Below are 20963 nucleotides of genomic sequence, written 5' to 3'. Positions count from 1 at the left end.
AGATGCCGGATTCAGCATTATCTGGGCAAGAAAGTTATAATTGGACGAATCAGGCGACAGCAAAGAGAGGCCATCCCCACATAGGATGGCCTTAAAACTTGCCGTTACTTTTTAGGGTTACAGAACGATACGGTATGAGAGGGTTTTACTTGCGGAAAGCAAAAGTCTCCTCCGCCGTTTTAGCGAGAATGGAGGAAATGGAAACGGAGATAGAAAACCACGAACAAGCAGCGGCATACCGCTGCTTGTTCGTGTAATTGTACGCATTGTTTCATTGTTTGCTTGTGACGGATTGTATGCCATTCGGAGACTGACTTCGCATCGAGAACGATAATATAGCCGGAAGGAGTGCGATTGCAACACCAATTGCGCCAGCCACGCCGATTGATTGTAAGGAGAATATTTCCACAACAAGACCGCCAATGGCAGCTCCGACAGCAATCCCCAACTGGATGAATGATGTATTCAAGCTCAGAAGAATGCCCGCTGCGCTTGGTGCCAAGCTAATCATATAAACTTGTTGAATGGGACCCGTAGACCAAGCAAAAAACGACCATAACAGCAGCAACGGAAAGACAGCTATAGATGTATGGGCTAAGAGAGACATAAGGATCAAAATACCAGCGTGGATCATTAAGCTTCCATTCAGCGTACGCGGAATACCTAATTTATCCGCACCATAACCTCCAGCCTGGGCGCCCAGCAAACTTGCTATGCCGAATGAAAATAGCGCGATGCTCACCATCCCATTGCTCATACCCGTAATGTTCATCAGAAATGGTGTAATAAACGTGTAAATGATCGTATAACCGACCATCCAAAAGAAGCTAATCGACAAGGTTAATAATAGCTGCGGCCTTTTCAACAGGGCGAGTTGTTCTTTAAGAGGCACATTTGCCTCTCCCTGCGACTTTGGCAAAGCCATTAAAATGACCAGCATCGCGATAAAACTAAGAAGGCCGATTCCATAAAAAATCATTTTCCAGTCGTAGGTGCTGGCAATAACTCTTCCCAGAGGAACGCCTAAAATAAGCGATAGATTAAATCCCATCATGATAGTTGCTATGGCGGTGCCTTGTTTTCCAGGTCCGGCAATTTGAGCAGAAACAGTTAGGGCAACCACGGTAAAGACACCTGTACTAAGAGCTAAGATCACTCTCGCACCAACAAGCATCGGATAGCCCGTCGAGACCACCGTAATTAAATTCCCTATAAAAAAGAGCGCCAAAGCAGCCAGCATAAGTGTTCTCCGGCTTAGTTTAGAGGTAGCCGCAATGAGAATCGGAGTACCAACCGCGTAAGATATGGAATAAACCGAAATGAGTTGGCCGGCAGCAGCAATGGTTACGCCTACATCTCTGGAAACTAGATCCAATATCCCGGCAATTACAAATTCCGAAGTTCCCACTAAAAAACTTATAATCGCTAAAATATAAACTTTCCACGATTTAATCATTTGATTGTTCCCCTTTCTAATTCTATATATCTAAACATGTAGAAATTATAACGATGAAGGATTGAATTTTTTAACAGTGTACTTTCTTTAATGCCTAGCTAGCTCAAGCGTTTTTCCAAAATGGTTTCCCTCCCTCGGTATTCTATAATTCTAAATATATAGAAATGATACTTAAAAAAATTTACGCCAGTAAATATGGCGCAAACTTCTTTGCCACTTCTTGATCAACGCTGTAGTGAATAAACGAACCATTCTTTTGCGACTGGATTAAACCCGATTCCGTCAGCTGCTTGAGATGATGGGATAACGTTGAACCGGCTACGTGTCCAAGCTGTTCACCGATCGCGGTAACGCATTGATTCTCTTGCTTGATTAGCATTAAGGCAATTTTTAGTCGTGTAGGCTCACCTAGAGCCTTGTATACTTTGACAGCTTGCACCAGATCGTGATCTACATCAGCCATTAAATTCTCCTTTCCACCATCATTTCTATATTTATGGAATTATAGAAATGATATTACCACCTAATGACTGCGGTGTAAAGTGAAGATTTGGCTGTTTGTCAATCGTCTGGGAAAGTGTCACCTTACCTCGTCCGAGAAAATGCCCACTTTTAAGTGTGGCCGAAGCGTTCACCAAAGCGCTTCGGCTCTATTTTCGCCGATAGAACCGTTAAGGAGAACCGCATCATAAGCAGGGCAAAATATTGGTAAAAAACGCTTATGAGTGTGGAATTGGTGAAGAGAAAAATCTTTCTCGGGTAACATGTGGGTATTGGGATAACGAAGTTCCAGAAATCGGGTAAAAAGTAGGTAGATTAGGGACAAACGATCTTTATAATGGAAATAAGATCTATATTATCGAAGGAATTGCAATGTTTATCAAAGGAGTGCGTATATGTCTTTGAATCAACAGCTTCACAAGGAATCAATGAGGTATCTAACGACTGCCCCCCTTCGTGAAAATAACGCTAAGTTTATCAGCGCAGTAAGTGATATAGCCTATGAGTTTTTAACAACAGAGGAAGCAGTTTTGATAGAGCAGTTGTATTTTAAGTTGAAAAATATCGCACTACGAAACCAAATTCTGTACGGTCTAATCCGGTGCAAGGAATTGGAATTGAAAGATTTTTTTCAGAAAGCCTATAAGAAAGAACGGTACTTGGACATGAGACTGCTCGCGGTCCATGGATTAGCATATTATGCCTCAGAAGAAGAGATCGACAAGGTCATGGGTCATTTCCTTAAGATTTTGATAAAAAGGCCGGAGAATACCCCCTATAACTACCAAGAATATGAGTTCTTAAGGTCTGCCTTCGGGTTGCCTCGCCTCATTAAAAAATACGGTTATCCCTGTTTTGAAAAAGCACTGCAACAAGTCGAGAAACAGTATCATGATATGCCAGAAGCATTTCAAGGGCATTTTACCTTTGATGAAGATGGAAAGGCAGTTCAGTTGAGAAGTCCAAGGGAAACGAAACAAATGATTGAACGCTTTTTTGCCTCACAGTACGGTCACTAATCAGCCGGACGAGGCGGCCTGAATTGCACCTTATGAAGTTTCTTGAGGGGGAGTTGTAAAGTGACTATGGAGAATCAAACGAATATTTTAGCCCAGAGAGTAGACTGTATTCTTTATTATGCAGAATCGGCCTTATCGAACGAACCTCGGGCAGGCTGGATCGGCGGGAATGCACCCGAATTTTTTGACGGCCAATCAGACCTCATTCACGAAGGAAACCAAAAATATATTTTTTATCTGAGCCTCATCCATCCCTTTAAACCGGAGAGTATGATTTCGATCTTCATCCCTGAAGACTATGAGGAGTATTTGGAAAACAACATTTATCCTAATTGCTCGATCAAGGTGATTGAGCATCCCATTTCAACGGAAAGCACCAAAGCTATGTTTACTAACCCAGGTCTTATAAAACACGCCATTTCAGGCGGAGAACTAAGCAATGACGAAAAATCGATGGATCAGTCTTTTTTGATCAAAGTGGGCGGGAACCCGAGACTGATTCAAAATGAAGACTATTATTTGACGAAACTGAAGGAAGAGGCATTTTCTTTTTTATTTCAAGTAGACGAAGAGGGTTACCCCGAAACGTTGCTTCAAGAGGATTGCAATTATCCTTTTGGTTTTGGTTCACTCTATATTTACGCCAAAATGGGGACGACGGAGGTCCAACATCCAGTAGCAGGTTTTTGGCAATTCTCTTGAGCGCGATGGACGGATTCACCTTTCATGAGAAGAGTATTTGGATACTTCGTTGATTCGTGATTCCCCGAACGTCGTAATACTTTTACCCTGTTGGCATATGCTCAGGTGTGGGATGATGGGTACATCAAAGGTTCGGAGTTACGGCTTCTGAACGTTGATCTTCAGGCTATTGCGATCCTTCCTTCTACTTCATTGGCGAAATTAGGGTCGCAGCTTTCCTGATGTACTTCTATCACGAGAGGAGGCGTCCAGGCTATCATATTCCTTCCTTCTACTGAATCTTCCAATGATATTAGGGATATGGCTTTCCTGGACACTTTTTATGATGATAAATACCATCTATCTGCGCAGAGCAAACAAACTGATTGTAGACGAAGGAAAAGGGCCGGACCGGCTCCCGAGGGCTTATTTGGCAACAGCCATTAAAAATATGGAGACGCTTGGGTTTACCTTCTCACGCCCTTTGATGCGCGCTTTGTCTACCTTATCCAAAGAGCAGTTCGAAGCATTATACGATCAAATGATTGCTGACTTAAGGGTAATGGTAGGTGCGCATGTGAAATACTGTCCGATGTATCCGGCGTTCCCAATGCAAGTGATGCAGGCGGATGAGGCAGAGCTGTACCTGAATGCCTTTTATTATTATCTTACTTTGGATTTGCCTGAATATGCGGCTGCAGACAGACCGGCATTACAGGATCAGGTAAATCTGAAAGTGATTGATCTGGGAAGCACAGCGGAGCTGCACGCCCTGATAAGCCAGCTTATACAGGCTAAGGGATCAATCTCTGAAACAGACAAAAAAGATATTGATACAGTTCTGGAGTTCGCAGATCCGGAGGCAATGAATGAGATTCTCCCGTCCGAGATTCCATTCAAGGAGAATGCCGGATTCGTAGCTGCTTCCTTACTGAAGCATGAGAAGGCCAATGTAGAGCAGATTGGACGATATTTTACAACCGCTACGGATGTGCTCCGGCTGGCTGTGGCTTGGTCGGATGGCGATGTCAGTCTGGCTGAAGCATCGCGGTTCCGTAAATTCAAGCGGCGTGAAAGACGGCTGCTGCTTGGACTGCTGGAACGCTGCCACCCTATTACAGAGGATATGCTGAGATACAAGGAGCGCTGGATTCGGTTAGGCGAAATCCTGCACCCCTCTGAATATAAGCACCGTTATATGCGCTGTGAGGAAGCTTTTGATATTTTACGCAATAATAAACCCTTTACGACCTTTAACGGAAGTGTAGAACTTGCATTCAAGTATCGTCAGATCTGGACCTTGATCGATCTGTTGATGCAGCGCCCAGGTGAATTTGCCAGAAGATTAGATCAATTATTGCGGTCAACCGAATACACGGAGTATGTCGTGCTGGCATTTGGTGAAGTGGCGAATCAAGTATCGACGCCTGTACTGCTTCAAGTGAAAAATCATTTTGCCCGCCGCCATGAGCCGCAAGAGCTGCGTGTCTTTTTCCCTAAAGGAAATGTTGCCAAGGCCTTTGCAGTTCCCGATACTCTCCCGGAGATTGATGAAGCGGCATGCCAAGACCTTGTACAATGGTGTGAACGGGTGCTTATGGAGCGGTTCTCCTTGCTCCCGCCTCTGGGGAAGACATATGTCGATGAACGGTTGCAGGATTATCATGTGCCGTTCTCCCAAAGATCGGCAAGCAAAGCGCTGCATACGATTGTCCGGGGAAGCCGTGTGCCGATGATGGAGGGGGATACCGTCCGTTTCTTCAGCTGGTGGAAAGAGGGGACAGTGAACGGAACGCCTACAGGCCGTGTGGATATTGACCTGTCCGCTGTCTTGTATGATCACAATTGGCAGTATGTTGAGCATATCTCTTATACGAATCTGCGGTCCTCCAAATACAAGGCCGTTCACAGCGGAGATATCGTATCCGCCCCTCAAGGCGCATGCGAATTCATTGATCTGCACATTCCCTCCATCGTGGATTATGGCGGACGTTATATAGTGACAACTCTCCATTCCTTCACTAACCAACCCTACTGTAACTTGCCGGAGTGCTTTGTGGGCTGGATGATGCGCAAGAAACCCGGTTCCGGTGAGATTTTTGAGCCTTCTACGGTTAGCAATAAAATCGATGTCACCGCTGATACGGAGATTGCCGTTCCCGTTATTCTGGATCTGGTAGAACGCAAGATCATCTGGACCGATCTGTCTCTGACCAGACACCCGCATTACTATAACAATGTGGAGGGGAACCAAAAAGGCATGGTCTTGATAGGTAAAGCTATGATTGATTTACGGAAACCGGATCTCTACGATTTATTCCACCTCCATGCCAAGGCAAGAGGGGAGCTAGTAGCTGCGGCGGATCAGGCCGATGCGATATTTTCGGTGGACACAGGCGTTACGCCATTCGATATCGAGCGGATTATGGCTGAATATGTGGTTTGAGTGCAACAGTCTGACCCCTCAACGGTTGCAGGTTGTCTTTCCACCGGATATTCAGGGAACGGGAGCTGAACAGGTCGGCTCCGTCCGATACCTGGTAATGCAGGTGCGGCTCGCTGGAGTTGCCGGAATTGCCGGCCTTCCCGATCACATCGCCTGCTTTGACCGGATCACCTTTCTTCACGGTGACCGAGCCTTGCTTCAGATGGGCCAGAAAGCTGTATTCCCCGCCATGGTCAATGACCACCACATTGCCGGCGGGCTCTTTTTCATTCATGACGCCAACAGGCGTATTATCGGGGATGTCATTGACGACTTCGATAACGACTCCGTCAGCGGGGGCGGTGATATTCTGCCCAAAAGCATGGTAGCTCTCATTGTCCAGCGGATCTCCCTCGTATGAGAAACCATCGGCCGCCTGCACGAAGTCGTAAGCATAACGCTGGCTTGCGTACTCATAGTGGTAGTTGTTCAGTACGTTGCTGCCACCCCAGAATACGAGCCACTCCCCTTGGAAAGGCAGGGTCATAGCGGTTTTGGTCAGTGCGTTATCCGTATCGGGATAGGTGGACAACCCTGTAATGTTCAGACCGAGAATCGCACCTGAATCATCGAAGACGGCAATGATCCCTTTGTCGCCTGCCTCGCTAGTCCATACCCGTTGTTCACTGCCATTCAGCAGCATTACCGTGGACGGGTTAAAGGCTGTAACCCCCTGAATGAAGTCCGAACCCATTTCCGCAACCTCAGCTTCGCTGATTTGCTGCTTAAATTCAGGACTGAACCGCTTATAAATTCCGCTGTAATTCCCGCTTAACAGAGCTTGCGCCAAATTCTCCGGCTGTACACCCTGTTGTCCGCGGTCACCGGTTTCTGGTGACGCTGTCGGCTTAATCTGCGCCGCATTTTGTGTGGGGGCTGCAGATGACTCCGGGCGTTTATTCATTGTATCCTCTCCTCCGCATGCTGATAATAAGACGGCCAGAACCATTGTGCCCGCCAGCATTGTGCTTAAATTTCGCATATCAGTTTCCTCCCCGGGCTGTTGGTGTTCTTATGGCCTCTTCATTGTATACTGCCAATCTTGCCGTTACTGAAACACTTCATTAACGGTTACTTAACTATGGAGTGCTGCCCATGGAGACGAATTAAGCTATTGTTAAGGTTAAGCAGTCCATTCTTGCGGAGCCAATCATGTTATGATAATTGCGACTATGTAATGGAGAGGGGAGCCGGCATGAATCATGCTGCCATTCTGCTCGTCGATGACGAAGAGTCCATTATCGGGCTGATCAGGACGGTGCTGTACAAAGAAGGATTTACGGATATAGATTCGGCAGGGACAGGGGAAGCGGCAATTCTCGCCTGCCAGAGCAAGGTATATGACCTGATTGTACTGGATGTGATGCTGCCGGGACGCAGCGGTATTGATATTTGTCCTTTTCTGCGGCAGACGACAAATGCGCCTGTACTATTTCTGTCTGCGCGTACCTCCGATTTTGACAAGCTTACCGGCTTTGCTGTCGGCGGCGATGATTATATGACCAAACCGTTTAATCCGCTGGAGCTGGTGGCCCGGATCCGCTCGCAGCTGCGCCGCTACCTGGGGATGGTGGGCGGGCCGGAACCGGTTCAAGTGAATGCGCTCCATAAACAGCCTTCTGAGGCTAATGCCGGACAGGGGCGGCAGCCGGTTCAGCATCATCTCCGCTATGATTTTGGACGGTTTCAGGTGGATGAAGCGGCGGGTGAACTGAGAGTAGAAGGGGAGGTGGTCGCCTGCCCGGCGCTGGTGTTCCAACTGCTGCTGTTTTTCTGCAAGCATCCCAACCGGCTGTTCACCAAAAGCGAGCTGTACGAACGGGTATGGGGCGAGGATGCGCTAAGTGATGATAATACGGTCATGGTGCATATCCACCGGATCCGGGAACGGATTGAGCTGGAGCCGGCAAATCCCGTATTTCTGGTCAACGTCAGAGGACTGGGGTATAAGCTGGTGCAGCACAGCGGGAGGGACAAGGAACAGGCATGAAGATAAGAAGGCGGCTCACACTTAGATTCGTGCTGCATTCGGCCATTGCCGGATTGGTAGTGCTGCTCATTGCGGCAGTTACCGTCTACTGGGTGCTGATGCGGCTGTCGGAGATCACTCTTTCCAATAATTTTGCTTCGGTTGGTTTAGAGCGGCTGGTTGAATCCTCTGAGTTCGGAGCGGACGGGATAGTCTTTGAACGGAAGCTTCTGGAACAAGTGAAGCAAAATAACGGCTGGCTCCAGAGCCTGGACGAAAACGGAAAGGTGGAGAAATCCTACAACAAGCCTTCCGATGTTCCCCTGCAGTACAATCCGGGGGAGCTGGCCGCATATTGGCAGCTGCAAAAGGATTTTCCTTATGACGTCTACCTCTGGATTCAGGAAAAACAGGGCAGAGTGTACACACTTCTCTATGGAGTACCAAAGGTGATAGAGCCATTGCTGCAGGCGGTCAGAGAAGAGCACTCCTCCTACATGGATGGCAGGCTTATACTCCCCGAAAAGACAGGGAGCAAAATTCAGGCACTGGGAGGGTACGTACAGCTGCTGGATCTGGAGGGCCGCGAGCTGGCAGCGCTCAACCGGCCGGAATCCATTCCGGACACCTACACTATACAAGAGCTTGCTTTGCGTTCGAAATATCCCGAAAGATACGACTACCGCATGACTTTTGCCTATGATGAGAATACCGGGGAGACCTGGGTGGTAGGTTTGCCTAACAAGACAGAAGGGCGTTCATCCAAAAATTCCTTGATCTCTGCAGAAATGCGCATTGTGCTGACCGGAATTGCCGGAATGCTGGGGGCGACTCTGCTGATCTTTGCGCTGCTGTCCTTCTTGAATGCACTCCGCTTCGGTGCGCCTATGTTCCACATGCTGGCTTGGCTCGATTCCCTCGGGCGGGGGACTTATGACGAGCCCGCAGACCGCAATGGACGCCCGCACAGCCGGCTCAGTTCAGGGAAATGGAGGCGGCGCTATTCTACTTTTGCTGAAGTCATGCTGTCTATGGATCAGCTGACTGTCATTCTGCGGCGCGATGAAGAGCGGCGGCGGCAGACGGAAACACTGCGTGAAGAGTGGATTACCGGCATCACCCATGACCTCAAAACCCCTCTTTCCTCCATAAAAGGCTACGCCCATTTACTTGCGGAGGATGCTTATGACTGGTCCCCGGAAGAAGTCCGCAAATTTTCTGCCATCATGCTGGAGAAGTCGGCCCATATGGATACGCTGATCAGTGATTTGGCGATTACGTACCGGCAGCGATCAGGTATTCACGCCCCGCAGATCGAAGAGGTGAAGATGAATGCATGGCTCGGCAATGCCTTGGTGCAGGCTGCAGCCAACCCGGAGTATGGAGAGGGGCGGATTATTTATCAAGCCCCTGATAAAGAGATTACGGCCAGCATCTGTCGGCCCTGGATGGAGAGGGTGGTCGGCAATTTAACCGCCAATGCCCTGCTGCACAATTCTTCAGACACCCGGCTTACTGTGACACTAAGCGAGGGGGCTGACGGCGGGCTGACGATTATTTTCCGGGACAATGGCCAGGGGATGGATGAGCAGACGACGGCGAATTTGTTCGAACGGTATTACCGCGGGGGAGATACGGCTTCCACAACCAACGGGTCGGGCCTGGGTATGGCAATCTCCAAGGGACTGGTTGAGGCGATGGGCGGACAGATCACCGTGAGCTCAGCACCCGGCAAAGGAACGGAGATCCGGCTTAGCTGGGATGCCCATGAGTAGGGCGGATGGGCAGCAAATGTCCGGCAAGAGTGCTTGCGGAACGGAGAACGGTGAAGCTGCCAAAGGATTAGGGGCCGATATTGCTAAGGTACAACCTGCCCCTTCCTCCTCCGCAAAAGTGCCCGGTGGAGCTGCTGTGCTGATGTTTTGGCTAAGTATGCTTAACTGGGCTGTTATTTTCGGCTTACGTTTCCGCCAATGGCCCCAAGCTTAATTTCACCGTTCCCGGTCTGGGAAATCACGGCATCGCCCGAAATATGATCCAGCTCCAGGGACCCGTCTCCGACAGCAGCCTCGACCGAGCCTTCTACCTGGGTTACTGCAATATGTCCATTGATATTATGGATATTAACGTCCGTCTCGATATTGCGCACGGTGATATCGCCGTCCCGGTTGGAGAGCGTTACCGGGCCTTTGGTGTCGATTACCTCTAAATCCCCGTTCACGTTGTCCACCTCCAGCGGGGCCGAGAGATCAGCCACCTTAAGCTTGCCGTCCCGGTGCGAGTCCACTTCCACAGCGAGTTCACGCGGAAGGGTAATCACCAGATCGACAGCCCCGGAACCCATAGCCAGCATCTGGCTGCCAAAGGAAGCATCCAAATAAGCAGCAGCCCCTTCTGCCCGCAGCTTCAGCTTCAATTTATCCATACTTATGCCTTTGGCGGTGACCACAGCGGTGACCTCAATCGTATCCGTATCTGCGCCGCTTACTTCAATTTCTCCGTTGCGGTTGTCTATGACCAGCTTCGTCAGCTTGTCAGCCTCCAGTTCAAGCTTTTGCGTTGACGACGTTGCTTCACCCTTGCTGCAGGCGGTTACCAGCAGCAGGCAGCCTACGATCATTAATCTCCATGTCCAGCGCATTCTTAATACCCCTTTTCTAAATATTAAATTGAAGAACATTGTGCATCGTTAAGAGACATCACGTTTGACGAACAAGGTGTGCGAAAGAAGATGCATGACTGCCAGATGAACTCCTATAAAAGCCAGAGAGAAACCGAGGGTCATCCCTTTCACCGCCGGATCCCCCAAGAAATAACCGCTAAGGTCGGAATGGGAGAAAATAAAGAAACGGGTCCACGGCCAGCCGTTCATGGCGATGGCCATAACAAATCCCGCCACGGAGACGAACAAGGGAATGACAATAGCAAAGATAGAACTGCGGAAGCCCGCGGATATCATAAAAGCCAGCGTAACTGAAATCAGCAGAAACGGAAGATGGAACAAGTAACTGCCGAGGATGGAAAGCAGCATAGGCGTCTGGTGCACGGTGTGATCCTTCACATACATATAGCTGTCTCCCAGACCGCCCCAGCCGAACATGATTCCCCCGAACAGCAGGGAGAGCAGCAGGCCAACCAGCGTCAATCCCAGCCCGAAGAGGAGTGCGGCAATATATTTGGCGGTATACACCTCTGTCCGGCTGGCCGAGCGGGTCAGCAGCAGCTTGATCGTGCCGGACACAAATTCGGCAGCTGCAATCTCTCCGGCAATAATGATCGAGATCAGCGAGACGGCAAAGATAATGTTTCCTGAGAGATCCCCTGCAAAGCTCCAGGCATTCGTCTCAGGCGGCAAATTATGCTGCAGGGCGTACTCGTTCAGCAAAATATTTTTCTCCGCCTGCCGGATCTCAATCTGCAGCGCATCCGGTTCGGCAGCTTCCGCTGCCAGCCGGTGATTCTCCTGCTCAAGCTGCGACCTCCAGTCTGCCGCTGCGGTGCCCCCATCCCCGGCACGCACGTTGATGATCTGGAGGATGACGAAGACCGCAACGAGAGCAATGAGCACCCAGGTGCGTTTTCTTTTGTAAATCTTCATATTCTCATTCCGGATATAGTTGATCAGCTTCAATGTCCTTGCCCTCCTGTAATCTCAAGGTATTTGTCTTCAAGCGTCCGCTTTACCATATTCACCCCGTATACGCTGATGCCTGAATCCAGCAGCTTCTGGCTGATTTCGGGTATGCGGCTCTTGGGAAGGCGCACGCGAAGCTGGTTGTGGCCGGCCGTAATTTCCGCCCCTGACATGACTGCCTGCAGCACCTGAACCGCCAGCTCCGGCCGGTCCACCTCGAACTGTACGAGCGCGTCATCCTCCTGAACCAGCTCCGACAAGCGATGCACTCCGATCAGCTTGCCTTGCTGAAGGACGGCAACGCGGTCGCACATCATCTCCATTTCGGACATCAGATGACTGGAGATCAGAATGCCGACATTCTCCTGGCGGGCCAGATTCTTCAGATGCTCCCGCAGCTCATGGATGCCCGCCGGGTCCAAGCCGTTGGTCGGTTCATCCAGCAGCAGCAGGGAAGGCTTATGCATCAGGGCTACGGCCAGGCCGAGGCGCTGCCGCATCCCCAGCGAGTAGGTACTGACTTTGGCGGAAATGCTCCGCTCCAGCCCTACAAGTGAGATGATCTCCTTCAGCCTGTCCGTTGTGACGCCCGGACTCATTCTTGAGAAGAGGACCAGATTGTCATATCCGGATAAATATTTGTACAGATCGGGCTGTTCCACGATAACGCCAACCTTGCCCATGGCTGCGGAGAACTGCTGCCCGGTATCGATTCCATCAATAATGACCTGGCCTTCCGATTTGGAGACAAGCCCCACAATCATGCGGATTGTCGTTGTTTTTCCAGCTCCGTTGGGGCCCAGCAGACCCATGATTTCCCCTTTTTCCATTTCCAGTGATACATGGTCTACAAGAGTTTTGCGGCCAATGACTTTGGTCAGATCCCGTATTTGAAGCAGCGGCAAAGCTACCCCTCCCTTTTCCAAATGATTGTAGTAGGATATAATTTTGCATATCGCTTAGCTGTATCCCGCTGCCCTTAACCTATCAGGCGGCCTGTCATATTGACCAGTTACTGCGTGTCATAGGATGGATGTGACAACAGATCAAGCAGAATTGGAGTTGCTGATTGATGCAAAAGAATAAAGCCCGGTGGGCCTGGCAAGATCTAACCGTTCTGCTCCTGCGCCTGTTATGGAGCACGGCCGTCATTATATTGATGTATCAGGATAAACCGGATTTTCCGCTCTTGCTTGTGCTGCCAGCGGTGTTGCTGGGCGGCGTAGTTCCTTCATGGGTTGGACGGAATTTCACAACGCGGTATGTTCTTCTGGAATTTATACTCGCAGGCGGGATTGCGCTGGCGCTGGCGTACTATTTTGGCTTAACGCGATTATTCCTGCCGGCCGTGCTGATGCTTGCTTTCCATACCCGGGGCAAGGCGCACTTCTACACGCTTCCGCTTACCTTATTGCTGTTCAGCTTAAGCGCCGGACCCGCAATACAGGCGGGCCTGTCGCATCCGCTCATCTGGCAGAGCCTGTCGGACGGCTTGTTCGTGTATGCCGCCGGTTATGGCCTGCAGGTGGGAGCTAAGTCGATCAACGGAATCCGGCAAAAACTGGCGCTGGTCAACGAGCAATACGCCATTCTGGAGCAATATTCTTCTCAGATTGAGCGCATGACCCTGCTGGAGGAACGTTACCGGATGGCAAGGGAAGTGCATGATACCATTGGGCACAGCTATACCTCAATCATTCTGGGGCTCGAAACGCTGAGACCGTATGTAGCTGCCCAGGAAGGTGAGCATAAGCTTCAGGGAGTACTGGAGCTGGCCCGCAAGGGGCTGGACGATGTGAGGCTGCAGGTCCACCAGATGGACCCGCTGGAGGAGCCGGTGACCCTGGACCGGGCCCTGATGCAGATCGCGGGGCAGTTCGAATCCAATACGGGGGTCGCCTTGTCATTCCGTACGATGGGCGAGCCTTATGCAGTGATTAAGCAGGCCAAGCATACGCTAAGCCGTTCGCTGCAGGAGGCGCTGACCAATGCCAGCAGGCATGGGCAGGCCAGCGCCATCCGGGTGGTTCTGCAATATGATCCGGCCCAGCTCATGCTGCAGATTCAGGATAACGGCAAGGGAACTGCACAGCTGCGCTACGGCTTCGGCCTGACGGGGATGAAGGAGCGTCTCGCGGCATTGCAGGGCAAGTTATATATCGATTCTCAGGAGAATGACGGTACGCTGGTGACCTGCATCATCCCTAACCAGACGCAGGAAGGTGAACGGCGGATTGATATCCTGCTGGCAGATGACCAGCCGCTGGTCCGCGAGAGTCTGAGGCTGCTGCTTGGAGAGGAGAAGGATTTCCGGCTCCGCACAGCCGCGAGCGGCAAGCAGGCACTGGAGCAGTGCGCCGCCGAGCAGCCGGATATTGTTCTGATGGATATTCATATGCCGGAAATGGACGGCCTGGAGGCTACCCGGCAGCTTAAGGAGAAGTGGCCGGAGGTCCGGGTCATTATCATTACAACCTTTGAGGAGATTACCTATGCGGCAGAAGCGCTGCGGCTTGGTGCAGAGGGGTATCTGCTGAAGACGCTCCATCCTAAGGAATTGGCCGCAACCATCCGGCTGATCTACGGAGGCGGGACCATGATCTCGCAAGAGGTGGCCCAGCAGTTGTTCCAGGATCAGCAGCTGGAAGCCCCGCTGAATCAGTATGACCTGACCGAGCGGGAGCTGGAGGTTCTGCAGGAATTGACGGAGGGACTGCGCAACAAACAGATTGCCCAGAAGCTGCATCTGTCGGAGGGGACCGTCCGGAACTATATTTCTGCGATTTATTTGAAGCTGCAGGTGGGAGACCGCGACGAGGCTGTGGAGAAGAGCAGGAAAGAGCAGCTGGTGCAGCAGACTCGAATTTATTAAAATCCTGAACGGCTGCGCCGTCCTTAACCGGACAGTGCAGCCGTTCATTTTTTGGGGTTTGCCTGGGTGCCAAATAAGAGAGCAACATTTCAAAAATTACTCTGTGATATAACTGTAATGAATTCGGATAAAGGAGATGGGACCATGAGCAGGTTGGACGGTAAACTCGCTTTAATCACTGGGGCAAGCCGGGGAATTGGCCGGAGCATCGCATTGCGTCTGGCACAAGAGGGTGCATATATTGCTGTGCACTATGGAAAAAGGCGAAACGAGGCGGAGGCCGTTGTTCACCAAATCAGGCAGAGCGGAGGGAACGCTTGCGTGATCGGCGCAGATCTGGGTACTCTCGATGGCATTCATGATTTATTTTCGGCATTAGATGACGTTATTCGGGAACAAACGGGCGGCAGCGGGTTCGATATTCTTGTCAATAATGCCGGGATCGGTCAAGTGATTACCCTGGAAGAGACGACGGAAGAATCTTTTGATGAAGTAATGAAGATCAACGTCAAGGCGCCGCTTTTTGTTACCCAGCAAGCTTTGCCGCGTCTGAAAGACGGCGGGCGCATTATTAATATTTCATCCTTTGTAACACGCGCAGCCTCACCAAGTGTATTTTGCTACAGCATGTCAAAAGGGGCCATTGATACATTCACGCAGCTTTTGGCAAAACAACTGGGGACCCGCAATATTACGGTCAACGCCATCCAGCCGGGCATTATTAACACAGAGATGAATGCAGGAACATTGCAGAATCCGCAAGGCCAGAAGTATGCAGCCGGTCTTTCCGCCTTCAACAGATGGGGAGAGCCCGAAGATATCGCTGATATTGCTGCCTTTCTGGCTTCACAGGACAGCCGCTGGGTAACCGGCCAATTACTCGATGCAAGCGGCGGATCTCACCTGTAGGTCCACCTTTTGGCACCGCCGTATGCGGACCCGTATGTACTTGTAGTGTAAGAGGACGGGGGCTTGCCGCCCCCTACTCGATTTCTATCCGGTCTCGCCCCTCACTGTATTCCTGCCATAAAACTCCTGAAGTTCTGAACGATTTCTTTGGAACGGGTATGGTGCAAATAATGCTCCCCTTCCAAGGTCATGACTTTACCATGTAGAGAATCTTTGATCTGTTCTTTATGCTTGGGCACCCAGTCCGGGACATCCGTATTATCGTCTGCCAGGAAGAAGATTACTGGAAGATCCGCAGGAAAGCTGAAGGACTCTGCAGCTTGAAAATTATGCTTGAAGTTCTCGCTTTCACTGATGATATTTGGGTTCATCATATTTTTGAGAGAGAGCATGCGGATCTGCGCTTTGGTTTCAGCATCCACGGCAGGTGCAATAATCTGGTCAGGGTTCAGTTTCACCAGCAACCGGTAGAAGCCTGAGTTTTTGAGCAGTTTGTAGGCTCCTGCCGGAAGCTCCTCCAATCCGCCTTGCTTCGGAAAGCTGCTGTCGATCCCGACAAATGCGGTAACCTCGTCCTTATATTGGTTCACATAGTCCAGTCCGTAAATTCCGGCAATGGAGTGGCCCATCAGCGTGTAACGGTGAATATTCAATTGCTGCAGGCATTCATGAATTTCAGCAACGATGTTTTCGATGGTTCGTGCTTTATCACTGACCTCACTTAGTCCATAGCCAAAGGGCTCGATCACTACCACTCTATAAAATGGGGATAGTTCTTTCACAAGCGGCTGGTAATCAAGCCCCGGTGCCGCTGTCCCATAACCAGGCAGGAGGACGACGGTTTCTTCGCCTTTTCCTTGAATCGTAACATTCATGTTTTTCCCATCCACAGAGACAAGCTGGCCATAGGTTTTGATTTTAGCTGCCTCCGATTTGCTGCTGATCACATTCACTATATAAACAGTCCCCAGAAAAAGCCCGGTTAATATAAATAAGGATATGATTGCTTTAAGTAAAAAAATAAAGATCTTCTTCACCATCCCAACCCCTTCACGATCTGATTCATCCATTATAACAAGTCAGTCTTAGATGCAACGTAACTCTACCTTTCTTGAAGCTTAACTATAATAAGCCACTAAGAGGTGGAGTTAAGTTTCCGTTAAAGTGGAGAAATGGATGCTGACAGTGTTGGGGAGCTCAACAGCCAATTAGCTTATACGAACCTCTTTTGAACCTGGTAATCATCATAACTCTCCGTTTCCTTTCATTCTTGTGCTCCCAAAAATGTGTCAGGGTGACCCCGGGAACAGGTTTTTGGGAAAATAACCGCGACAGCATCAGCAGAGTCATGCCGTATGACGAAGATTCACGTGCGCCCAGCACATCAAGAACACCGGCGTCGCAGGCGACCTCCTGATCGGCTTTCATTTTTCCTTACGGCCAGCCAGACAAAAGGGTTGTACCAATGCAGCCCTATCGACAGCGCCCACAGGAAGTTGAACCACAAATCCTTACGCTTGTAATGGGTAAGCTCATGCATCAGGATGTGTGCCGGCTGATTCGAATCGGCGATCACGGCAATATCCTCAGGCAAATAAATTGCAGGCTGTAGTAAGCCGTGAAGACAGGGGCTGCGCAGACTGCTTGTCTCATAGATGGGAACCGTTTGATGAAGATTCAATTTTTATGTGCACGCTTCAAGAATATGGGTGATGAGCCGGAAAAGGTTAAAACGCTACTGACATACCGTTGTCAGTAGCGTTTTTCTATACTCATAATAGATAGTTTATAAAGGAGCTGTTTGAAGAACATGAATACCACCGAAGCATTACAGCGTTTTGAAGAAACTGCAAATCACTATATTCAGGAATTAGATAGTTTCAGCATGGAGCAGTTGAAGCGTCAGCCTGCGGAGGACGAGTGGTCGCTTGGACAAATGTATCAGCATTTAATTAACTCGGCGCTGTATATGCAGCTTCGCAATATTGAACAATGCCTGACCGCAAGCGAAGACACTGCAGCCCCTATAGCGGTAAAAACTAAAGAAGGCACAGCGATATTTGATCAGGGAAGCTTTCCGCCAATACGTGTTCATGTCCCGCCATCCCCGCAGTACACTCCGGGGCAGCCAGAGAGCAAAGAACAGCTGATTCAGGGATTATATACGGTGATCGGCCGCATGAAAGAGATCCTGCCACAGCTTGAAAAGGGGACTATGCAGAATACGGTGCCCCATCCGCGATTCGGTCCGCTCAATGCACAGGAATGGTTTCTGCTTATTGAAATGCATTACCGTCATCATCTGCTGCAGATGGACCGGTTGACACAATTTTTGGAAGGCAGCGCATAACATGAAGAAGGATAAGCTAGATGTTCCATCGACGGATACAATAAGCGAGCATAGCCGCTTCTGGATTGGTGTAGTCTCTGCTTCCCATGTGAAGCGGGGAATACTAGGCGGATTCGCCCAACTTAACCACGGCAAGGCAGCGCCATTGCAGCGGATGAGCCGTGGGGATTGGCTGATATACTACTCACCACGAACGGATTTGGCGAAAGGCGCCCCTCTCCAAGCATTCACCGCGATCGGACAGATTGCCGATAACAATGTCTACACCTATCAGATGTCCGAATCCTTTGTGCCTTTCCGTCGCAACATCAGCTATATTCCGTGCCGGGAAGTGAAGATTGCTGATCTATTGGATCAGCTTAGCATTACACGCGGGAATCCAAATTGGGGATACTCCTTCCGGTACGGCCATTTCGAGATCGGACGGGAGGATTTTTTGACGATTACCGGCTCCATGCTGGGGACCACGGAAGGGCTTCAATTGTCCTCCGCTTCCATGTTTGGGATCAAGGAGACAGTGTCTTCGATACAGCAATACTAATTGATAATGTAATATTAAAATAATCAAAAAACGGCTGGATCAGGGAAACCTGAGACCAGTCGTTTTTTTATGGGGAAATAAAGCCAATGGCTTGCGCGGCCCTTTTCCTTGATGAGTGGGCAAAATACAAAAATCATGGATGATCGCCGTATTTCTATTCAAGTCATTGAAACGGATAAGCCCGACCCGGTAATGATTCATCCAGGCGATATAAGTGGTATGGCCCGGTTCATTAGTTCGCTGGGCTGTTAATTTTCATAGGATTCAATGTCATCAAGTATTCAGAGCGGTTAAAGACTGCTCCAAGAGACTGGACAGAGGCAAGTCCGGCCTGTGAGCCTTGAGGAACCCGGAAGCAGAGAGCTTCTATGCCTTGAGGTTTCATAGCCTCGGCAGCACGCTGGAGCAGGCTGCGGAATACTCCCTGGCGGCGGTGCCCCGGATGAACGTATAAATTCCTCTAACTAGCCTATATCTTTCGGAATCATAGTTTAATAGGTCATTGCTGCTTATTATATACCCAAGCTCCTTTATAGCTTGTGCATAAAATGTAAAGAGAACTCATTTACACCGAATCCGAAGATACTGACTTTATAAGTAGGGGGTATGTTTTTATGAAAGGATTAATTTTATGCGCTGGCCGGGGAACCAGACTACAGCCTTCAACCTATACCAAACCAAAGTGCATGCTGCCTGTTAACGGGGAGTATATTCTTGTCTCCATCATTAACAAGCTTGTTGCCGCCGGAATTACCGAGATTGGAATCGTTGTGAACCATTCGCAGGGAGAGATCCGGCAAACAATCGGGGACGGGGAGCGGTGGAATGCCTCGTTAACCTTTCTTATGCAGGAAGAACCTATGGGACTGGCGGATGCGGTAAAAAGCGCGAGGTCTTTTATGGCGGATTCCCCTTTTGTATTGATGCTCGGCGATAATTTGTATGAAGGTGATATAGCGCCTTTAATCCGGTCATTGGAAGCAGACAATGCTGCGGCTTCAATACTGCTTCAGCAGGTTAAGGACCCTGGTCAATTTGGTGTCGCTGCCGTCGAAGCCGGGCAAATTATCGGTTTGGAGGAAAAGCCTAAATACCCCAAATCCGATTTGGCTATTGTTGGCGTATACGCTCTTACTGCAGCGATCTGGCCGGCAATGGACAGGCTAACACCCTCCCCGCGTGGAGAATACGAGATGACGGATGCCATTCAGTTGTTAATAACAGAAGGCGGACATGTGGTGTACAGCATAGCGGCTGAACCGTTTTTTGATATCGGAACCCACGACAGATGGCTTGCAGCGAATCGCTACAAGATGGGTCAAGATCCACAGAACTTTGTAAAACCATCCGGCATGCACAGCTCTGTTCAGTGGATTCCTCCGGTTAGGATTGATCCGACCGCCACCGTAATGAACAGTGTGGTTGGACCTTATGTGGTTATTGGCCCGAATAGTGTGGTCGAGGATTGCATTCTGTCCAACAGCATTTTGACGGATCAGGTGACATTGTCCCATGTTCATGCGGAGGGAAGTGTTTTTGGCTCCTATGTTCATCTGGCTGAACAAGAAATCCAAGAGCAGCCGGCCCGTCATATTCTAGGCGATCGTGCATCAGTCACAAGAACTCAAGCGGGCTTGCAGAACGATTCAAAATAAAATGGGTAAGAACTGGGGAATAGTCCAATCCGGTCACCAGGGTAAACATACACTTAAAGTAGTCGAGTGCATCAAGTAACTGTGCATTAGTATACTTTAAAGGTAGGTGATCTTTGATAATGGTTGAATTGGTTTTAACGATTAACGATAAAGACGGAAGTTATACGGAGCATGCGGCTGTAGTTCTTGCCTCAATTTTTTCCAAGACCGAGCAAACGATCAGAGTGCACATTGTGCATGATGATTCCTTAAGTGAGGAAAACAAGTCAAAACTCACACAAATGGTCGATGTATTTCATCACAACATCTTTTTTTATCATGTAACAATTCCTGAAGATATGCGGGAAGTGGCAGCAGGCGTGCATAAAATCGACTACTGGACAATGGCCAGTATGTACCGCTTGCTGCTCCCGATAATTATTCAGACCGACCGAGTGATTTACCTGGATTGCGACATTTTGGTCAATATGGATATTAATGAACTATGGAGCATTGACCTGGGAGATCGTTATTTGGGCGCCGTATTGGATCAAGGGGAAAACTTGCTGGAGTACTTTATCTCCATGGGGCTAAGTGCGGAGCTCTATTTTAACTCAGGCGTCATTCTGTTCCATCTGGACAATATCCGCAAAAAAGACAACTGGTATGGAGAAATGCTCAATTTCCTGCGGAATTTCCCTAAGATGACTATGCCTGACCAGGATGTTCTGAATGCGGTGTACAGCGGAAACTATTTACAATTGGACCAGTGTTTTAATACGTTCGCTCAGAATGAACTCGATCTGGAGCATAAAATTATTCATTTTGCCGGAGACAGCAAATGGTGGGATGCAGATTCCCCCATGCAGAGCTATACAATAATTTCCGTTCCATGACCCCCTGGGGTTGGGG

20 protein-coding genes and 2 pseudogenes are annotated in these 20963 nt (G+C 49.5%); 11 read left to right on the top strand and 11 right to left on the bottom strand.

Annotated features, from left to right (window positions below; all coding sequences use genetic code 11):
• Nucleotides 1–271: 271 nt before the first annotated feature.
• Nucleotides 272–1456 carry an MFS transporter gene (locus JI735_RS08125; RefSeq protein WP_039832627.1) on the bottom strand — a complete coding sequence of 395 codons (1185 nt, stop codon included), beginning with the start codon at nucleotides 1454–1456 and terminating at the stop codon, nucleotides 272–274.
• Nucleotides 1457–1637: 181 nt separating this feature from the next.
• Nucleotides 1638–1919 (bottom strand): ArsR/SmtB family transcription factor, encoded by a 282-nt coding sequence (locus JI735_RS08120; protein WP_020434328.1) that lies wholly within the window; start codon nucleotides 1917–1919, stop codon nucleotides 1638–1640.
• A gap of 433 nt (nucleotides 1920–2352) precedes the next feature.
• Here JI735_RS08120 and JI735_RS35450 point away from each other — a divergent pair, with 433 nt between their 5' ends.
• The 3 genes from JI735_RS35450 (at nucleotide 2353) to JI735_RS08105 (ending at nucleotide 6103) form a co-directional block, all read left to right on the top strand.
• Nucleotides 2353–2976, top strand: a complete 624-nt coding sequence (locus tag JI735_RS35450) for a hypothetical protein (RefSeq protein ID WP_233185299.1) — start codon at nucleotides 2353–2355, stop codon at nucleotides 2974–2976.
• 66 nt (nucleotides 2977–3042) lie between these two features.
• Nucleotides 3043–3678: a hypothetical protein gene (locus JI735_RS08110; RefSeq protein WP_039832636.1), complete on the top strand. Its 636-nt coding sequence runs from the start codon at nucleotides 3043–3045 to the stop codon at nucleotides 3676–3678.
• A 322-nt stretch (nucleotides 3679–4000) separates the two neighbouring features.
• Nucleotides 4001–6103: a TerD family protein gene (locus tag JI735_RS08105; protein WP_039832626.1), complete on the top strand. Its 2103-nt coding sequence runs from the start codon at nucleotides 4001–4003 to the stop codon at nucleotides 6101–6103.
• On the opposite strand, the gene JI735_RS08100 is transcribed toward JI735_RS08105, so the two are convergent.
• The gene (locus JI735_RS08100) at nucleotides 6081–7046 is read right to left on the bottom strand and encodes a peptidoglycan DD-metalloendopeptidase family protein (RefSeq protein ID WP_085979219.1); all 966 of its coding nucleotides are present in this window, start codon (nucleotides 7044–7046) and stop codon (nucleotides 6081–6083) included. The two genes, JI735_RS08105 and JI735_RS08100, sit on opposite strands and share 23 nt — an antisense overlap.
• 291 nt (nucleotides 7047–7337) lie before the next feature.
• On the opposite strand from JI735_RS08100, the gene JI735_RS08095 reads away from it, so the two are divergent.
• A complete protein-coding gene (locus tag JI735_RS08095) occupies nucleotides 7338–8132 on the top strand; it encodes a response regulator transcription factor (RefSeq protein ID WP_039832624.1) in 795 nt (264 codons plus the stop codon).
• Entirely contained in the window at nucleotides 8129–9886 is a 1758-nt protein-coding gene (locus JI735_RS08090) for a sensor histidine kinase (protein ID WP_039832623.1), read from the top strand. Before JI735_RS08095 ends, JI735_RS08090 begins: the two co-directional genes overlap by 4 nt.
• 173 nt (nucleotides 9887–10059) lie before the next feature.
• Here JI735_RS08090 and JI735_RS08085 read toward each other — a convergent pair whose 3' ends face one another.
• The 3 genes from JI735_RS08085 to JI735_RS08075 are packed head-to-tail and all read right to left on the bottom strand — an operon-like array spanning nucleotide 10060 to nucleotide 12650.
• A complete protein-coding gene (locus JI735_RS08085) occupies nucleotides 10060–10752 on the bottom strand; it encodes a DUF4097 family beta strand repeat-containing protein (RefSeq protein ID WP_039832622.1) in 693 nt (230 codons plus the stop codon).
• A gap of 48 nt (nucleotides 10753–10800) precedes the next feature.
• Nucleotides 10801–11742: a DUF2705 family protein gene (locus JI735_RS08080; protein ID WP_233185293.1), complete on the bottom strand. Its 942-nt coding sequence runs from the start codon at nucleotides 11740–11742 to the stop codon at nucleotides 10801–10803.
• Entirely contained in the window at nucleotides 11739–12650 is a 912-nt protein-coding gene (locus JI735_RS08075; protein WP_039832621.1) for an ABC transporter ATP-binding protein, read from the bottom strand. The genes JI735_RS08080 and JI735_RS08075 overlap by 4 nt, the downstream gene beginning before the upstream one ends.
• A gap of 167 nt (nucleotides 12651–12817) precedes the next feature.
• Here JI735_RS08075 and JI735_RS08070 point away from each other — a divergent pair, with 167 nt between their 5' ends.
• Together JI735_RS08070 and JI735_RS08065 are read left to right on the top strand one after the other, a co-directional pair.
• The gene (locus tag JI735_RS08070; protein WP_202677301.1) at nucleotides 12818–14617 is read left to right on the top strand and encodes a helix-turn-helix transcriptional regulator; all 1800 of its coding nucleotides are present in this window, start codon (nucleotides 12818–12820) and stop codon (nucleotides 14615–14617) included.
• Between the two features lie 144 nt (nucleotides 14618–14761).
• Nucleotides 14762–15526, top strand: coding sequence for an SDR family oxidoreductase (locus JI735_RS08065; RefSeq protein ID WP_039832548.1), 765 nt, complete (start codon nucleotides 14762–14764; stop codon nucleotides 15524–15526).
• A gap of 101 nt (nucleotides 15527–15627) precedes the next feature.
• Here JI735_RS08065 and JI735_RS08060 read toward each other — a convergent pair whose 3' ends face one another.
• The 3 genes from JI735_RS08060 to JI735_RS08050 all read right to left on the bottom strand — a co-directional run bounded on the left by JI735_RS08060 (nucleotide 15628) and on the right by JI735_RS08050 (nucleotide 17207).
• Complete coding sequence (locus JI735_RS08060) at nucleotides 15628–16563, bottom strand: alpha/beta hydrolase (protein ID WP_039832551.1); 936 nt, start codon at nucleotides 16561–16563, stop codon at nucleotides 15628–15630.
• A 160-nt stretch (nucleotides 16564–16723) separates the two neighbouring features.
• Nucleotides 16724–16954 carry a M56 family metallopeptidase gene (locus JI735_RS37740; protein WP_039832547.1) on the bottom strand — a complete coding sequence of 77 codons (231 nt, stop codon included), beginning with the start codon at nucleotides 16952–16954 and terminating at the stop codon, nucleotides 16724–16726.
• Nucleotides 16911–17207 carry a M56 family metallopeptidase gene (locus JI735_RS08050; protein WP_083886328.1) on the bottom strand — a complete coding sequence of 99 codons (297 nt, stop codon included), beginning with the start codon at nucleotides 17205–17207 and terminating at the stop codon, nucleotides 16911–16913. The genes JI735_RS37740 and JI735_RS08050 overlap by 44 nt, the downstream gene beginning before the upstream one ends.
• Nucleotides 17208–17336: 129 nt before the next feature.
• On the opposite strand from JI735_RS08050, the gene JI735_RS08045 reads away from it, so the two are divergent.
• Together JI735_RS08045 and JI735_RS08040 are read left to right on the top strand one after the other, a co-directional pair.
• On the top strand, nucleotides 17337–17876 hold the full coding sequence (locus tag JI735_RS08045) for a DinB family protein (RefSeq protein ID WP_039832546.1): 540 nt from the start codon (nucleotides 17337–17339) through the stop codon (nucleotides 17874–17876).
• Between the two features lies 1 nt (nucleotide 17877).
• Nucleotides 17878–18417, top strand: coding sequence for an EVE domain-containing protein (locus JI735_RS08040; RefSeq protein WP_051051381.1), 540 nt, complete (start codon nucleotides 17878–17880; stop codon nucleotides 18415–18417).
• A gap of 39 nt (nucleotides 18418–18456) precedes the next feature.
• Here JI735_RS08040 and JI735_RS37735 read toward each other — a convergent pair.
• Both JI735_RS37735 and JI735_RS37730 read right to left on the bottom strand, forming a co-directional pair.
• Nucleotides 18457–18639, bottom strand: a pseudogene (locus JI735_RS37735) (GNAT family N-acetyltransferase); the annotation flags it as partial.
• 10 nt (nucleotides 18640–18649) lie between these two features.
• Nucleotides 18650–18829: pseudogene (locus JI735_RS37730) on the bottom strand (hypothetical protein); the annotation flags it as partial.
• 202 nt (nucleotides 18830–19031) lie between these two features.
• Here JI735_RS37730 and JI735_RS08035 point away from each other — a divergent pair.
• Together JI735_RS08035 and JI735_RS08030 are read left to right on the top strand one after the other, a co-directional pair.
• The gene (locus JI735_RS08035) at nucleotides 19032–20072 is read left to right on the top strand and encodes a sugar phosphate nucleotidyltransferase (protein WP_039832545.1); all 1041 of its coding nucleotides are present in this window, start codon (nucleotides 19032–19034) and stop codon (nucleotides 20070–20072) included.
• Nucleotides 20073–20191: 119 nt separating this feature from the next.
• Nucleotides 20192–20947, top strand: coding sequence for a glycosyltransferase family 8 protein (locus JI735_RS08030; RefSeq protein WP_202677300.1), 756 nt, complete (start codon nucleotides 20192–20194; stop codon nucleotides 20945–20947).
• Nucleotides 20948–20963 lie beyond the last annotated feature (16 nt).

Origin of the sequence: Paenibacillus sonchi, from assembly GCF_016772475.1 — a bacterium.
Taxonomy (GTDB): domain Bacteria; phylum Bacillota; class Bacilli; order Paenibacillales; family Paenibacillaceae; genus Paenibacillus_AQ; species Paenibacillus_AQ sonchi.
Note: the sequence above shows the minus strand (reverse complement) of the source record. Positions and strands in the feature narration are given on the sequence as shown.

What these genes read in the sequence shown, in the direction of transcription:
- JI735_RS08125 (WP_039832627.1), bottom strand. Translation starts at nt 1,456, where the DNA reads ATGATTAAATCGTGGAAAGTTTATATTTTAGCGATTATAAGTTTTTTA.
- JI735_RS08120 (WP_020434328.1), bottom strand. Translation starts at nt 1,919, where the DNA reads ATGGCTGATGTAGATCACGATCTGGTGCAAGCTGTCAAAGTATACAAG.
- JI735_RS35450 (WP_233185299.1), top strand. Translation starts at nt 2,353, where the DNA reads ATGTCTTTGAATCAACAGCTTCACAAGGAATCAATGAGGTATCTAACG.
- JI735_RS08110 (WP_039832636.1), top strand. Translation starts at nt 3,043, where the DNA reads ATGGAGAATCAAACGAATATTTTAGCCCAGAGAGTAGACTGTATTCTT.
- JI735_RS08105 (WP_039832626.1), top strand. Translation starts at nt 4,001, where the DNA reads ATGATGATAAATACCATCTATCTGCGCAGAGCAAACAAACTGATTGTA.
- JI735_RS08100 (WP_085979219.1), bottom strand. Translation starts at nt 7,046, where the DNA reads ATGAATAAACGCCCGGAGTCATCTGCAGCCCCCACACAAAATGCGGCG.
- JI735_RS08095 (WP_039832624.1), top strand. Translation starts at nt 7,338, where the DNA reads ATGAATCATGCTGCCATTCTGCTCGTCGATGACGAAGAGTCCATTATC.
- JI735_RS08090 (WP_039832623.1), top strand. Translation starts at nt 8,129, where the DNA reads ATGAAGATAAGAAGGCGGCTCACACTTAGATTCGTGCTGCATTCGGCC.
- JI735_RS08085 (WP_039832622.1), bottom strand. Translation starts at nt 10,752, where the DNA reads ATGCGCTGGACATGGAGATTAATGATCGTAGGCTGCCTGCTGCTGGTA.
- JI735_RS08070 (WP_202677301.1), top strand. Translation starts at nt 12,818, where the DNA reads ATGCAAAAGAATAAAGCCCGGTGGGCCTGGCAAGATCTAACCGTTCTG.
- JI735_RS08065 (WP_039832548.1), top strand. Translation starts at nt 14,762, where the DNA reads ATGAGCAGGTTGGACGGTAAACTCGCTTTAATCACTGGGGCAAGCCGG.
- JI735_RS37740 (WP_039832547.1), bottom strand. Translation starts at nt 16,954, where the DNA reads ATGAAAGCCGATCAGGAGGTCGCCTGCGACGCCGGTGTTCTTGATGTG.
- JI735_RS08045 (WP_039832546.1), top strand. Translation starts at nt 17,337, where the DNA reads ATGAATACCACCGAAGCATTACAGCGTTTTGAAGAAACTGCAAATCAC.
- JI735_RS08040 (WP_051051381.1), top strand. Translation starts at nt 17,878, where the DNA reads ATGAAGAAGGATAAGCTAGATGTTCCATCGACGGATACAATAAGCGAG.
- JI735_RS08035 (WP_039832545.1), top strand. Translation starts at nt 19,032, where the DNA reads ATGAAAGGATTAATTTTATGCGCTGGCCGGGGAACCAGACTACAGCCT.
- JI735_RS08030 (WP_202677300.1), top strand. Translation starts at nt 20,192, where the DNA reads ATGGTTGAATTGGTTTTAACGATTAACGATAAAGACGGAAGTTATACG.